The sequence below is a fragment of the Echinicola soli genome (assembly GCF_006575665.1).
Lineage (GTDB): Bacteria > Bacteroidota > Bacteroidia > Cytophagales > Cyclobacteriaceae > Echinicola > Echinicola soli.
In genome coordinates this window covers 1,290,221-1,305,334 of sequence record NZ_CP041253.1, presented here as the reverse complement: position 1 = coordinate 1,305,334, position 15,114 = coordinate 1,290,221, and the positions used below count along the sequence as shown (strand labels likewise).

Below are 15,114 nucleotides of genomic sequence, written 5' to 3'. Positions count from 1 at the left end.
TTTATAAAGGTTCAACTACCAATATAAGGATTTGTAAAGTATGAATCATAAATTTTACCCGACAATGAAAATTTCAGACAACAACGTGCAAAAATGGTATCAGATAGGCTCGTTGGGGGTTCTCTTTGCTCCAACCTACCCCACCTAACCTCCCCGCCGCAGCAGGGAGGCAATTTGTCTCAGGTCTCAATACTCATATCTCATTACTTGCTACTTTTTCTTACTGCTTCGTCATGTAAATTCCTTATCTTTGCTGCCTTAAACAATTAAAAACTCATGAGGCTTTATTCCAATACGGTCAAAGGTGTGGTCAGTGCCATAGAAGAAATCTTTTATAACCAACAGTATGCTGACAAGGTGATCGAAAGAACCTTGAAATCCAATAAAAAGTGGGGTGCCAGAGACCGCGGTTTTATCGCCGAATCTGTATATGAAATGGTCAGATGGTGGCGATTGATCAATGAAGTAAGCCCTTCCGAGGACCTTTATCACCTATTTGGAACGTACTGGTTGCTGCAGGGCAATGTGCTTCCACCCTGGCATGAATTTGAAGGAGTAAATGTCAATGCGGTAAAAAGAAAATATGAAGCCCTCACTTCCCGTGGGGCACTCCAATCCATTCCCGACTGGCTGGACGAAATGGGGGCTGAACTGCTCGGTGAAAAATGGGACGATGAGATTAATGCCCTGAATGAACAAGCTCAGGTGGTCCTCCGGGTAAACACGCTCAAAACCACCCGTGAAGCCCTAATGAACCAACTCCAAGAAGATGGTGTGGAAACCTATGCTCCAAAAGGCTATGCCGATGCACTGGTATTGGCCAAACGCCAGAATATCTTCCGCAACCCTGCTTTTAAAGAGGGTCTTTACGAAATCCAGGACGCCTCCTCCCAATTGGTCGCCAACGCCCTCGGTGTGGAACCAGGCATGCGTGTAATCGATGCCTGTGCCGGAGCTGGTGGCAAATCCCTTCATTTAGCCACCTTGATGGGGGATAAAGGCCGGGTCCTCTCCATGGATATCGAAAGCTGGAAGCTTAAAAACACCAAGCTGCGGGCAAGGAGAAATGGCATCAGCATCATCGAAACCCGAACCATCGAGGACAACAAAACCATTAAGCGTCTCAAGGAATCCGCCGATCGGCTATTGCTGGATGTGCCTTGCTCCGGTCTGGGCGTGCTCAGAAGAAACCCGGACACCAAATGGAAGCTCAGTCCAGAATCCATTTCCAATGTGCAATTGATCCAGCAGGACATCCTCCAAAATTACTGCTCGATGGTCAAGCCAGGCGGCATCATGGTTTACGCTACCTGCAGCATTTTGCCCACTGAAAACCAGCAACAGGTCGAAAAGTTCCTCCAATCAGAAAAGGGACAGGATTTTCAGTTTTTGGATGACCAAAAAGTACTGGCCCATGAAAGTGGATTTGATGGCTTTTACATTGCTCGCCTGCAGCGCAAATGAGACAATAAACCGTCGAAAGAATAGCATTTCATCCCATGAAAAATTAATTTGTACCAAATTTATTCGGACCATCAATAAAGCAGGAAATTGCCAGGATTCTTTGATACCAAAATTGAGTTTCTAAAAGGCGTCGGCCCCCAAAAAGCAGCATTGCTTAATAAGGAGCTGAACATTTTCACCTTTGGTGAGCTCCTGCAGCATTACCCTTTCCGATACGAAGACCGCACCAAGTTTTACAAGATCAACCAGCTCTCCGACCACTTGGAGCATGTGCAGGTCATCGGCAAGATCCGGCGGCTGGAAACCATCGGAATGGCCCGTAAAAAACGGCTTGTGGCCCATATCGAAGATGAAACGGGCGAGATGGAACTCACTTGGTTCAAAGGCATTCAGTGGGTAGCCAAAAAACTGGTTCCCGGTGGTACCTACATCTTTTTCGGAAAGCCCAACCGCTATGGCAGAAAATTCAGCATCGCCCATCCGGAAATGGAACCACTTACGGCTGCCCAGGAGGAAAAGAGCTTCTTTCAGCCCGTCTACCCCACCACCGAAAAACTCCGGGCCAAATACCTGGACAGCAAGGGGATTTCCCGCATCATGGACATACTCGTCCAGAATGCCTATCCCCAAATACTGGAAACGCTCCCTGTTTCCGTCATCGGGCAGTTTAACCTCATGGCCAAAAAGGATGCGATCCGACAGGTCCACTTCCCCGATGACCCCGAAAAGCTAAAACGAGCGAGGTTTAGGCTGAAGTTTGAAGAGTTTTTCTTCGTCCAATTACGCTTGCTAAAACTAAAGCTTACCCGCACCGAGAAATACCGCGGCCAAGTACTCGGCCAAACGGAGCTTGTCGGCAAATTCTACACCGACCACTTACCCTTCGATCTGACCAATGCCCAAAAACGGGTGATCAAGGAAGCCTTTGCGGACATGCGCTCCGGCAAGCAGATGAACCGTCTCATCCAAGGTGATGTGGGCAGTGGGAAGACCATTGTGGCCTTTATCAGTGCCTTGATCGCCATCAGCTCCGGCACGCAAGCTTGCCTGATGGCCCCAACGGAGATTTTGGCCACGCAGCATTTTGAAGGGTTGAAGGAATTTGCAGACATGATGGGATTGCGTATCGATCTCCTCACTGGATCTACCAAAAAATCGGCAAGAACCCGTATCCATGGTGAATTGCTCAATGGCCAGCTGCATATCCTGATCGGCACCCATGCCCTGCTTGAAGACGTGGTGCAGTTCCATAATCTCGGACTCGCCATCGTGGATGAGCAGCACCGCTTCGGCGTGGCCCAGCGGGCAAAACTATGGGCAAAAAACCCAAAATATTACCCCCATGTCCTGGTCATGACGGCCACGCCAATCCCCAGGACATTGGCCATGACCCTTTATGGTGACCTGGACATTTCGGTCATTGATGAGCTTCCCGCTGGCCGAAAGCCCATCCAAACGGTCCATCGATACGACAAAGACCGGCTGAAGGTCTTTGGCTTTATGAAAAAGGAAATCGAACTCGGCAGGCAGATCTATGTGGTATATCCACTGATAGAAGAATCCGAAAAAATGGATCTTAAGAGCCTAATGGACGGCTATGAAAGTATCCAGCGGGCATTTCCACAATACCCCACCAGCATCGTCCATGGCAATATGAAACCTGCTGATAAGGACTTCGAAATGCAGCGCTTTGTTAAGGGCGAGACCAAAATCATGGTGGCGACCACTGTGATCGAAGTGGGTGTAAATGTCCCCAACGCTTCTGTGATGGTGATCGAAAATGCCGAACGGTTTGGGCTCTCCCAGCTCCATCAGTTACGTGGACGGGTAGGTCGGGGTGCAGAACAATCCTACTGTATCCTGATGAGCAAATACGAACTGTCCAAAGACAGCCGTGTACGGCTGGATACCATGGTCCGCACCAATAACGGCTTTGAAATCGCAGATGTAGACCTGAAGCTCCGCGGCCCTGGAGACCTTATGGGCACCCAACAAAGCGGTGTGGCTGACCTGATCATCGCCGATCTCAGCAAGGACGCTCCTATCCTCACCATGGCCCGTGATGCCGCCCAACAGTTGATTGCAGAAGATCCGGAAATCACCCTTCCACAGCACGCCATGGTCCTCCGCCAAATCAAAAACCAAAAGAAACACGCTGTCAATTGGAGCCGGATCAGTTAGATGGGGGTAGGAGGTTTGAAGGTTATAAAGCTAGAAGGTTGAAAGGTTTAGATCCGGATGCTAAGTCTTAACATTCAAATTTAAAAACTGAAACTTATATGCCCGCTCAATTAAACTCCCCGATATGCCAAAGTACTCCTGCGGGATCATGAATAAAAAATTCATTCCCCCAGTCATTCTCAACGATTGTAGATACTTTTACGCCAGCAAACTGCTTGTCCAGGCTCATTTCTTTGATCTGCTCAAAATGTTGTAGCAAGTCATCAACCTCTAAAAATACCATCGAATTTTCCGCCCATTCTTTCACATAGTAATCCTGCAAATAGAAGCTAAGCCTGCCTAAGGTAAAAAGGGACATTTTTGACGAAATGGGACGTTCCTCAAACCCCAAGGCCAAATAAAATGTGCGTGAAAGGTCAAATTCCTTTGCACCGATGAATGTCCTGATGGATTTAGCTTTGTAGTCCATTGTTATATCGATTATCGTGAATAATAAAACTTCAGCTGTTCTCGGTTTTAAGTTCCGTGAGACAGCTTCTATATTTAAACGTCTTCAGGTATGATTAAGGATATTCATATCGTAAAACTACCGCTTGTATTTCCCTTTTGCTTCGCTCATCAGTTTGTAATAATGTTCCTTGATCAGTGGGGTTGGATACTGGCAGAGGTAGATATTGGTGCCGTTTTCTCGGAAATAGGGATTGTCAATGGTTTTCACCAGCTTTACCTTTTCGAAAAAATCGTTTAGCATGGCATTGGAACCGTCTTCATCCCCAGGATCGTGATCCACTAGAATGAAATATTCTTTCTCCAAACTATCCGGTGACCATAACACAAAGCTCCCAACGGTACACATCGGCTGTGGAATACCAACTGACTTGCCATAAAACATCACGGATCCAGCCTGGGCGTAATTATTGCAAAAAACATCACAGTTGTTCCGATTTGCTGAGCCCAAGCCTACATAAATATCCCTGACCGTTTCCCCTATTTCCTTCCAGCCTGTCATGTCGGCCAAGTCCTGAGGCAGATCATATTCTTTTCCATCCTCCCAACGATGCTTTTCCTTTCCGGCCACTTTTTCAACAGTCATAAAGGGAATTCCTCCAAACGAAAGGGATTGGTACAGCACAAAAATCATCCATGTCACCAAGAAAACCGCTATCGGTCGTTGGTATCTTCGTCCATACTTTTCCACATAAAAAGCACCAAAGGAAAATAAGACTGGATAAATCCCCAAGGTGTAATAGGCCTTTCCACTCCCTGCCATAAGCAATCCCAGCAACAACAAAAACATTAAACCAACTATTCTATACTGCTTTTCCTTTGGATAAAAAAGCAATAAAATTAAGGAACCAAACCAAAGGAAAATAGCCTGGAGGTTCATCAGTAGCTGATCGACAAAAAAACCCAATAGCTCCACATGTACCAGTTGAGTTTCCCTCAGCTCCTTCATGTGCATCATCACAGGCCAATTATGCTGATATTGCCAAACCAAATTTGGCGAAATGATCACCAAAGCCAGGGCTACCCCGATGGCAAAATAGGAACTGCAGTATAACCTTCGATGGGCAGTTAAACTCAGCCCCACCAGAAAAGCCGCAAAGAAAAAAAGGATCGAGTATTTATTCAAAAATCCCAACCCAAATACCACGGACAGCCAAAGCCAGTATTTAGGATTATCTCTAATGATCATCCGTAAAATCAACCAAGATGACAACAGCCAAAAAAAATGGTTAAACGTAACGGGTTGAAACAGCGTATTGGAGTGCAGAAAGGAAGGCGAAAGCAAATAGGCCAAACAGGCCAATGAGATGGCCAGCCATTTACCCCCCAGTTCCTTCACCGAAAGTCCCACTAGCCCCACATTGGCAGCACCGATCAAGGCGGGAAAAAATCGCAGGGCAAAAACGGTATTACCAAAAAAACTCGTCGTCACCTTACCCAAAACTGCAATGAGCGGAGGCACAGCGATGAAGCCCCAGTCCAAATGCTCGCCCTGTGCATAGTACAGATAGGCATCCCGGTGCAACTCATAGTTTTCGTAAGTGATAAAGTGAACCAAGAGTTTGGCCAGGACAAAAATGCCGATCAGGAATACTAGATCTTTAGGTGTGTTTTTCAAGTATCAAGGATTTCTAAGTCGATGTAAACAGCATCAAAGTAAAGTAAGTATACTCATAAGAACACAGATATCAAAGAGGCAAATATTAACATACTTGACGTTTTCCCACATTTCAGGTCCTATTAAACAAACATCACCCCTTCCCTTAACATTTGAACACCCCATGACGACAGCTTTTTCAATAGCTTTGGTAATATCTCATTAAGCTAAACCAGTGCGTAAAAATAACCTTTTCGTCTTTCTGCTATCGATCCTTTGGCTAGGAATGGTATGGGCATGTAAGCCTACTGAAGAAGAACCTGCCAAATTGGATGTTTCTTCCCCAGCGGTCGAACTGGATGCAGAAGGAGAAAACACGGAGGTTTCTATCACTTCAAATGCCTCTTGGAGTGTGCAGGCATCCAGCGACTGGCTCAGCATTACACCAGTCGCTGGACAAGGGAACCAAACCATCTCTATCACAGCCATCAAAAATGAATCCAGCGAAAGCCGCACTGGCACCATCCGTGTCATAGCAGAAGCCCTAAGCCAAGAAATACAGGTCACGCAGCTCCCTGGAAAAACCGTTCCTGCTTATTACATCCCCGCTGACCAAACGGACATGAGGGATCTTAGCAGCTTGGACCTGGCAGCTAACATGGGCATTGGTTGGAATCTGGGCAACTCTCTTGAGGCGATTGGCGGGGAGACCGCCTGGGGAAACCCTGTCGTAACCAAAAAACTTATCGGTGCGGTCAAAGCCGCTGGGTTTACCGCAGTACGTATTCCGGTGGCCTGGAGCAAATTCACGGATGAGAGCAACTTTACCATCGATCCAGCATGGTCTGGCCGTGTAGAAGAAGTGGTGAATTATGTTTTGGACAATGATATGTATGCCATCATCAACATCCACTGGGACGGTGGCTGGATGCAGCCTACTTTTGCTGAAGAAGATGGAGTAAATACCCGCTTGGAAGCAATGTGGGTGCAGATCGCCCTCCACTTCAGGGATTATGATGATCACTTGCTCTTTGCCGGTACAAATGAAGTAATGGTAGAGGGGGATTACGGTACTCCGAAGCCTGAGCATACAGCGGTACAAAACGGCTATAACCAAACCTTCGTGGATGCTGTGCGTGGCACGGGAGGCAGGAATGTCTACCGTCACCTCATCGTCCAAAGCTTCAACACCAACATCGACCATGCGGTGGGGTTTATGGAAATGCCCAGCGATGATACGCCTGATCGACTGATGATGGAAGTACATTATTACGATCCCTACGAGTTTGCGCTGAACACCGATAGTCCGGTCAGCCAGTGGGGCAATGAGGCCGATGATCCTTCCAAGACAGCAAAATGGGGAGGGGAAGAATATGCCATTGGGCAATTCCAAAAAATGAAAAGCCACTTTGTGGATCAAGGTATCCCGGTGATTGTAGGCGAATACGGTGCGATCTCCAAGACCAATTTGGAAGATCATACTGTTTACAGGGGCTATTACTTGGAAAAGATCACTAAAACGATGCTGGACCATTCCCTGGTTCCTTTTTACTGGGACAATGGCCATACCGGAAACCATGGGTTTGGGCTTTTTGACAGAAATAACGGAGAGCAGGTTTATCCTGCCTTGATCAAAAAAATATTACCTAACATTAATTAATAACCCCTAATTGTATAGGGCTGCCTCTCATCGAAGCAGCCCTTTTATCTTTATTTGATCCGTTTTCATGGCTAAGCACTGAATTCCACTTCACTGGCGGTCTGCATAAATCAGCGGGCAGCGTTTCGGCCAATGGAGTGAGGCGCGCTAGCCTTCACTCCATTTCCTTTTTCCATTTCGACTTTTGAAGCCTCTTTTTTCACAGGACTACCATCTGTATCGATCTCTACGATTCGATCAAAGCCAAGTTGGAGGAACTTGGCTTTCAAATTTGGACAGCCTTTTGGTTTTTGAAAGTTAATTTTAGCCATTATAGCTTTCAAAACTATCCTATCGCTTGTTGATATAGCCATAAATTTTTAAATTATATCCACTCTTATCTAATAAGTAGATAATCATTTTTATACTCAATCACGAATATCTGTGGTTGTTCATTAACCAAAAAACCTATCAAGAAATGGAAAACAATAATGGATCCCGGAGTTTTGACGTAAATGAAAGCAGTGCCAGTGGCAAATGTCCCTTTTCTGGAGCACCTCCAAAGAAGGGTGCAGGAGGCGGTACTAGCAACCTTGATTGGTGGCCAAATCGTTTAAAAGTGAATATCCTCCGCCAGCATTCCCCAATGTCCAATCCGCTAGGAGAAGATTTTGACTATGCTAAAGCCTTTAAAAACTTGGATTATCAGGGGTTAAAGAAAGACCTACATGTCCTGATGACAGATTCACAGGATTGGTGGCCTGCAGACTTTGGCCATTACGGAGGACTGTTCATCCGGATGGCCTGGCACAGTGCCGGCACTTATCGGATCGGTGATGGCCGTGGTGGTGCAGGGGGAGGTCAGCAGCGTTTTGCTCCGCTAAACAGCTGGCCAGATAATGCCAGCCTGGACAAGGCCAGAAGACTATTATGGCCCCTCAAGCAAAAATATGGCAACAAAATATCTTGGGCTGATTTGATGGTGCTTGCAGGAAACGTCGCCCTGGAATCCATGGGCTTTAAGACTTTTGGCTTTGCAGGGGGACGGGAAGACACTTGGGAACCCGAAGAAGATGTGTATTGGGGCTCAGAAGATGAGTGGTTAGCAGATAAACGGTATTCTGGAAAACGTGACCTCGAAGACCCTTTGGCTGCGGTGGTCATGGGGCTAATTTATGTAGATCCTGAAGGACCAAACGGAAATTGGGACCCTGTTTCTGCTGCCTCGGATATCAGGGAAACCTTCAAAAGGATGGCCATGAATGATGAAGAAACGGTCGCGCTGATCGCGGGCGGACACTCCTTCGGGAAAACCCATGGTGCTGCTGATCCCGGTGAGTATGTGGGGCCGGAGCCAGAAGCCGCACCAATTGAACAGCAAGGTTTCGGCTGGAAAAACTCCTATGGAACAGGCGCTGGCCCTGATGCGATCACTGGCGGCCCGGAAGTCACTTGGACCCAAACTCCCACCCAATGGAGCAACCACTTCTTTGATAACTTATTTAAATATGAATGGGATCCACACCGCAGTCCTGCTGGAGCTAAACAATGGATTGCCAGAGATGCAGAAGAAAGTATTCCAGATGCCTTTAACAAATCCCAAAAGCACAGACCCACTATGCTGACGACGGATCTAGCTTTGCGTTTTGATCCGGAATATGAAAAAATATCCAGAAGGTTTTACGAAAATCCTGATGAGTTTGCCGATGCCTTTGCAAGGGCCTGGTATAAGCTCACCCACCGCGATATGGGACCAAAAGACCGCTATTTGGGCCCTGAAGTTCCCCAAGAGGAATTGCTCTGGCAAGACCCCATTCCAGCCGTGGATCATGACCTGGTAGATGAAAAGGACATTGCAGGCCTAAAAGACAAAATCTTGGGCACTGGACTGTCGGTATCTCAGTTGGTATCCGCCGCTTGGGCGTCTGCCTCCACTTTCAGGATTTCTGACAAGCGTGGGGGTGCCAATGGTGCCAGGATCAGGCTCGCTCCACAAAAAGATTGGGAAGTTAATAATCCAGAGCAGCTTTCCAAAATCCTGAACATCCTGGAAGGTCTCCAAAAAGACTTTAACAATTCCCAATCCGGCAACAAGAAAATATCCTTGGCCGATATGATTGTCTTGACAGGATGTGCCGGTGTGGAAAAAGCCGCAAAGGATGCTGGCCACAGCATTACTGTACCGTTTTCACCAGGTAGAATGGATGCTTCTAGCGAGCAGACCGATGAGGAAGCCTTCAGTTTCTTGGAGCCTTTTGCGGACGGATTCCGAAATTACAGAAGGACAAAATTCAATGTGTCTACCGAAGACCTTTTGGTGGATAAAGCCAACTTACTTAACCTTACCGCTCCGGAACTGACAGTGCTGATAGGTGGCATGCGGGTCTTGGACACCAATTTTGATGGATCCAAGCACGGTGTCTTCACCGACAGGACAGAAAAGCTGACCAATGATTTCTTTGTCAACCTGTTGGACATGGGCACGATCTGGGAACCTACTTCTGACGACAAGGAATTCTTTGAAGGAAAGGATCGTAAATCGGGTGCAAAAAAATGGACGGCCACTCGCGCAGACCTCATCTTTGGCTCCAATGCAGAGCTAAGGGCACAAGCAGAGGTTTATGCCTGCGCTGATGCACAGGATAAGTTTGTCAAGGACTTTGTCGCCGCTTGGGACAAGGTGATGAACCTCGATCGGTATGATCTGAAGTAAGTAGTAAGTTAACAGCGTTATAACCTGTCATTTCGACGAAAGGAGAAATTTCTACCCATTTATCTTTCTTCAATGTCTAATTGGGACTCCTCCTATCGTCGGAATGACAATCATTGTTGCTTTTTTCCGATTACGAAACATCCATTTTTAGCAGTCCATTGCCACTTTTTATGAATAAGACTTACATTAGTGAGTGTAAATAGAATAGAAACCCAACCTTATTTGATATGAACTGGATGAAATCGCTTTTGATAGCGGGAGCAATGACTTTTAGTTTTACTGCTAAAGCACAGCTTTTCCCCCATGGGGAAAAATTTACACGACAGGATACCTTACGTGGCACCATCACACCGGAAAGGGCATGGTGGGATTTAGAGCATTACACTTTAGCGGTAAAAGTGGAGCCAGAAAAACAGTTCCTCTCCGGCACCAACACCATGACGTATAAAGTCATCGGTAAGCCACAGCGCATGCAAATCGACCTTCAAGTGCCCATGAAGCTTACCAAGGCCGTACAAAATGGTGAAGACCTTCCCATCCAGCATGATGGCAATGCCCATTTTATCACCATAAAGCAAGACCAAGAACAAGGCAAAAGCTATAGCATTACCTTTCATTTTGCTGGCAAGCCAGTAGTAGCGCAACGTCCACCTTGGGACGGTGGTCTCACTTGGCAAAAAGACAGCAATGGCCTCCCTTTTATCGCCAATGCCAACCAAGGCATCGGATCCAGCGTATGGTGGCCAAACAAGGACCATCCCAGCGATGAACCGGAAAATGGCGTAGTACTCAAAGTGGAAGTACCCGAAAACCTAATGGATGTCTCCAACGGACGCTTGATCGACACCAAGCACAACCGCAAAGCCAACACCAAAACCTACACTTGGGAAGTCAAAAACCCCATCAACAATTATGGTATCAATATCAACGTCGGTGATTATGTTCACTTCTCCGAAAAATACCAAGGGGAAAAAGGAACATTGGATATGGACTACTATGTGCTCCGCGAAAATTTGGAAAAGGCCAAAGAACAGTTTAAGGATGCCAAGCGGATGATGGAAGCTTTTGAGCATTGGTTTGGGCCGTATCCTTTTTATGAAGATGGCTATAAGCTCGTAGAAGTGCCTTACCTGGGGATGGAGCACCAGAGCTCCGTCACATATGGCAATGCCTATGGTAACGGCTACCTTGGAAGGGATCTCAGCGGGACAGGCTGGGGGCTGAAATTTGACTTTATCATCATCCATGAATCCGGCCACGAGTGGTTTGCCAATAACATCACCAATAAAGATGTGGCAGACATGTGGATCCATGAAGGCTTTACGGCCTATTCCGAGAACCTATTTTTGGATTATTTTTACGGCAAAGAAGCCGCCAGTGATTATGTGCTGGGCACACGTATGGCCATCAATAACGACCTCCCTGTCATCGGTACTTACGGGGTAAATCACGAAGGTTCTGGAGACATGTACTACAAGGGTGCCAATCTGCTCCACACCATTCGCCAGCTCATCAATGATGATGATAAATGGCGCGAAATCCTCCGTGGTCTGAACAGTGAATTTTATCACCAAACCGTCACGACCAAACAGGTCGAAAACTACATCAGTGATAAATCCGGAATGGACCTCGATCCTGTATTTGACCAGTACCTTCGGAATGTGGATATCCCGATTTTCAGCTACACGCTCAGGGAAGGATCGCTGGCCTACAGATGGGAAAATACCATAGAAAGCTTTAATATGTCCCTGAAGGTTTGGGTCGATGGAAAGGAAATTTGGCTCAAACCGACTACCCAATGGCAAACCAAAAAGCTCGATCCTACCACATCAAAGCTTATCGTCGACCGCAACTTCTATGTGGCCAAGATGAATATCATGGGAGAATAAAAAAAGCCACAGATACGCAGGGATAATTTTAAATGACTATCGGTAATTTTACACGTAGTGGTACCATTCCAAAATGTGATTTGGAAAGTTAAGAAAGTCCCTTGGTGAGACCGGTTTAAGAAAAATGAGCAGGCCGTTAAGAAAATGAATTAGCTCGCGTCGTGGAACAGCGAGATCCATTCATTTTCAGGCCGGAGCAGTTTTCTTAAATTAAATTGGGTAACGTATTTTCCTCACTGGAAAACTTGTCCTTCCCAATTTAAAGGGCTCACCACCGGACTGGATTTTTGGTCCTTTTCATCAATGGAAATGCGTAGCATTCATGAAGACCTATTGAAAGCAATTTTACACCTGAATAAAAGGACGGAAACACTATTTATTCAATTATGCTTGGCTACGTCTATGATTACGGAGACTCATATAATTTTATCTGCGTATCTGTGGCCAATCTTTCAATTAACGCAATCCTCTTTCAAAATCAATACGCCATTTCAACTATTTTCTCCACATCTGCCGGACTGAGATCTTTGTGCTCGCCGAGCCCCGTCCAGCCTCTTTCCGTAAACCGATCAGCAATTTCCTTGGCCGTATGCTCGTACTTATCAACATAGGCGGAAAGATGCGTATCAATACCCAGCGACTGGATAAATATTTCTGTTTTCTCAATGGCTGCCAGTGCCTTTTCTTCTACAGTACCATCCATAATCCTCCACACACGCTCAGCATATTGGGCCAGTTTGGCCTTCTTCCTGTCGAGGTTGTAGCGGTAATGGCTGCCGGCTACAATAGCCAAGGTACGTGCATGGTCTATCCCATAAAGTGCCGTTAGCTCGTGCCCCATGGCATGGATGGCCCAGTCAGTAGGTACTCCTTTTTGGATAAGTCCGTTCAGGGCCATGGTGCAGCACCACATAAAGTCCCCCGCCGCATCATAGTCCGTGGGATCCTTCATCACCTGCGGTCCCACTTCTATCAAAGTCTGCATGATGCTTTCTGCAAAACGGTCCTGCAAGCCCGCTTTGACCGGATAGGTCATATATTGCTCCAAAGCATGGGAAAAAGCGTCCATGATACCATTGGCAAGCTGCCTTTCGGGAAGTGAACGGATAACAGTGGGATCCAGTAATGAAAACTGGGGGAACAAGCCTGGACCGCCCATGGAGAATTTCTCTCCAGTCTGGTGATTGGAGATCACCGCACCTGAATTGGACTCCGAACCAGTCGCCGGAATGGTCAGTACCGTCCCAAAGGGCAAGCCCTTTTCTGTCCGGATCTTTTTGGCCAAAATATCCCATGGCTCTTCACCATCATAAAGCGCCGCAGAAGATAAAAACTTCGTGGCATCGATGACCGATCCACCACCCACGGCCAGCATGAAGGTAATATTCTCTTCTTTGATGACTTTCAAGGCCTCCAACAACTGATGATATTCGGGATTGGCAGGAATGCCGCCAAACTCAATGACCTCAAAATCCTTCATTGCTGTCATTACCGCATCATAAATGCCATTCTTTTTGATGCTTCCTCCACCGTAAGTCATAAGCACTTTGGCTCCAGAAGGAATTTCGACGGCTATTTTTTCCATTTGGCCTTGGCCAAAAATGACCTTGGTCGGGTTCTTAAATTCAAAGTTCAGCATATACGATTCGTTAGGATTGTTATTTCTAAAATCATGCCCCTCCTAACAGTATATCACTTTGATCAGTTCCCGATAATTCTAAAAGGCTGTGTTATAATCCAAACCGGAAAATGTACTTTTCAAGCCAATTTGGACCTAAACAAATACCACATTTAAACTTTTAAACATGCTAACCTTCCAACATCACCAATTACCAGCTTCCGCCAGCACCGCCGCCTCCGAAGCTGCCGCCTCCGAAGCCGCCAAATCCGCCGCCACCACCGAAGCTACCTCCTCCACCGGAGAAGTTTCCGAAGCCACCGCCGCCGCGATTGCCTCCACCCAGCAGGTTCATAAGCATCAACGAGGTAAACAAACCTACGCCACCACCACGGCCTCCCATGTGGTTGTCATTGTCATTCCGGTTTTTGATCAGGGGTATGATGATAAAGATGACGATGAAGATCAAAATGAAAAATACAGCTCCACCGCTATTGCCTTTCTTTTCGATGTCTTTCGCATCATATTCTCCACTGGCCAGCTTTATGATCATACTGGTGGCTTGATCCAAGCCTTCGAAATAAGCTTCCCGCTTAAAAGCCGGGACGATCACATTGTCCACGATCCTTCTGGCCAACGCATCCGGAACAGCTCCTTCCATGCCATAGCCGGTAGCAATGAACACTTTTCTATCCTGTATGGCGGCGAGGATCAGCAGGCCATTGTCCTTGCCCTCTTGGCCAATCCCCCACTTTTCACCAAGCTGAAAAGCATAATCACTGATATCATATTGGCCTACGGACCCCATCAAGACGACGGTAATTTGGGAGGATGTACTGTCATTATAGGCTACCAGCTTCTGCTCCAGGGCTGCTTGCTCAGAAGCGGAAAGGGTCTGGCTAAAGTCATTGACCAACTTGGGGGGATTTGGGCGCTCAGGAAAATCGTCCTGGGCAATAATCACCTGAGCGGTCAGCAAAAATAGGAATAGGAATAGCGCGTATCTTTTAATCAACATATTATCCAAAGGAAATTTCATCAGAGAGTTCGTTTTTGTCAGTGTCAGCATCATAGGGAAAATGCTCCTTCAAGGCCTTGCCTGACATTTCGATGCCAGTGACCAGTCCTTGGGTAAACTTGCCCTCCTTAAAGTGCTTTACCATCTCCTCTTTTATACCATCCCAAAATCCCTTGGGCACGACGGCATTGATACCACCATCACCCAGCACGGCAAATTTGTGATCCTCGACAGCCAGGTAAAAGAGCACTCCATTGCGAAGTTTGGTTTTGTGCATTTTGAGCATGGCGAAGACATCTGCTGCCCTATCCAGGACCTCACCTTTACAGTGATTTTCCAAATGAACTTGTATTTCACCGGATGTCTGCAGCTCAGCAGCTTTGATAGCAGCAACGATCTGTTGCTTTTCTTCTTTGGAAAATAGTTTTTCGGCCATAGCCTAGTGTTTTTAATAAGAATGCCCGGCATATACCGGGCAAAATAAGTCA

General features: G+C 46.7%; 11 protein-coding genes. 5 read left to right on the top strand and 6 right to left on the bottom strand.

Features of this window, described 5'->3' with window-relative positions; translation table 11 throughout:
• Positions 1-276: 276 nt before the first annotated feature.
• Entirely contained in the window at positions 277-1,464 is a 1,188-nt protein-coding gene (locus tag FKX85_RS05455; RefSeq protein WP_141613765.1) for an RsmB/NOP family class I SAM-dependent RNA methyltransferase, read from the top strand.
• Between the two features lie 87 nt (positions 1,465-1,551).
• A complete protein-coding gene (recG, locus tag FKX85_RS05450) occupies positions 1,552-3,645 on the top strand; it encodes an ATP-dependent DNA helicase RecG (RefSeq protein ID WP_141613764.1) in 2,094 nt (697 codons plus the stop codon).
• Between the two features lie 106 nt (positions 3,646-3,751).
• Here the strand turns inward: recG and FKX85_RS05445 are convergent, their stop codons facing one another.
• Positions 3,752-4,114, bottom strand: a complete 363-nt coding sequence (locus FKX85_RS05445; protein WP_141613763.1) for a VOC family protein — start codon at positions 4,112-4,114, stop codon at positions 3,752-3,754.
• Between the two features lie 117 nt (positions 4,115-4,231).
• Complete coding sequence (locus tag FKX85_RS05440; RefSeq protein ID WP_141613762.1) at positions 4,232-5,770, bottom strand: ArnT family glycosyltransferase; 1,539 nt, start codon at positions 5,768-5,770, stop codon at positions 4,232-4,234.
• A 214-nt stretch (positions 5,771-5,984) separates the two neighbouring features.
• On the opposite strand from FKX85_RS05440, the gene FKX85_RS05435 reads away from it, so the two are divergent.
• Complete coding sequence (locus FKX85_RS05435) at positions 5,985-7,409, top strand: cellulase family glycosylhydrolase (protein WP_141613761.1); 1,425 nt, start codon at positions 5,985-5,987, stop codon at positions 7,407-7,409.
• Between the two features lie 110 nt (positions 7,410-7,519).
• Here FKX85_RS05435 and FKX85_RS05430 read toward each other — a convergent pair whose 3' ends face one another.
• Positions 7,520-7,678 (bottom strand): hypothetical protein, encoded by a 159-nt coding sequence (locus FKX85_RS05430; protein ID WP_168196219.1) that lies wholly within the window; start codon positions 7,676-7,678, stop codon positions 7,520-7,522.
• A gap of 188 nt (positions 7,679-7,866) precedes the next feature.
• Between FKX85_RS05430 and katG the strand changes: the two genes are divergently transcribed.
• Both katG and FKX85_RS05420 read left to right on the top strand, forming a co-directional pair.
• A complete protein-coding gene (gene katG, locus FKX85_RS05425) occupies positions 7,867-10,101 on the top strand; it encodes a catalase/peroxidase HPI (RefSeq protein ID WP_141613759.1) in 2,235 nt (744 codons plus the stop codon).
• A gap of 227 nt (positions 10,102-10,328) precedes the next feature.
• Complete coding sequence (locus FKX85_RS05420) at positions 10,329-11,990, top strand: M1 family metallopeptidase (RefSeq protein WP_141613758.1); 1,662 nt, start codon at positions 10,329-10,331, stop codon at positions 11,988-11,990.
• A 478-nt stretch (positions 11,991-12,468) separates the two neighbouring features.
• On the opposite strand, the gene FKX85_RS05415 is transcribed toward FKX85_RS05420, so the two are convergent.
• From FKX85_RS05415 to FKX85_RS05405, 3 genes are all read right to left on the bottom strand, one after another.
• Positions 12,469-13,629, bottom strand: a complete 1,161-nt coding sequence (locus tag FKX85_RS05415) for an iron-containing alcohol dehydrogenase (RefSeq protein ID WP_141613757.1) — start codon at positions 13,627-13,629, stop codon at positions 12,469-12,471.
• Between the two features lie 190 nt (positions 13,630-13,819).
• Positions 13,820-14,647, bottom strand: a complete 828-nt coding sequence (locus FKX85_RS05410) for a TPM domain-containing protein (protein WP_141613756.1) — start codon at positions 14,645-14,647, stop codon at positions 13,820-13,822.
• A complete protein-coding gene (locus FKX85_RS05405) occupies positions 14,628-15,062 on the bottom strand; it encodes a TPM domain-containing protein (RefSeq protein ID WP_141613755.1) in 435 nt (144 codons plus the stop codon). Before FKX85_RS05405 ends, FKX85_RS05410 begins: the two co-directional genes overlap by 20 nt.
• Between the last annotated feature and the right edge of the window lie 52 nt (positions 15,063-15,114).

Excerpts from the sequence above, each read along its gene's own strand:
- FKX85_RS05420 (WP_141613758.1), top strand. The coding sequence starts at position 10,329 with ATGAACTGGATGAAATCGCTTTTGATAGCGGGAGCAATGACTTTTAGT.
- FKX85_RS05415 (WP_141613757.1), bottom strand. The coding sequence starts at position 13,629 with ATGCTGAACTTTGAATTTAAGAACCCGACCAAGGTCATTTTTGGCCAA.
- FKX85_RS05405 (WP_141613755.1), bottom strand. The coding sequence starts at position 15,062 with ATGGCCGAAAAACTATTTTCCAAAGAAGAAAAGCAACAGATCGTTGCT.
- FKX85_RS05410 (WP_141613756.1), bottom strand. The coding sequence starts at position 14,647 with ATGAAATTTCCTTTGGATAATATGTTGATTAAAAGATACGCGCTATTC.
- katG (WP_141613759.1), top strand. The coding sequence starts at position 7,867 with ATGGAAAACAATAATGGATCCCGGAGTTTTGACGTAAATGAAAGCAGT.
- FKX85_RS05445 (WP_141613763.1), bottom strand. The coding sequence starts at position 4,114 with ATGGACTACAAAGCTAAATCCATCAGGACATTCATCGGTGCAAAGGAA.
- FKX85_RS05455 (WP_141613765.1), top strand. The coding sequence starts at position 277 with ATGAGGCTTTATTCCAATACGGTCAAAGGTGTGGTCAGTGCCATAGAA.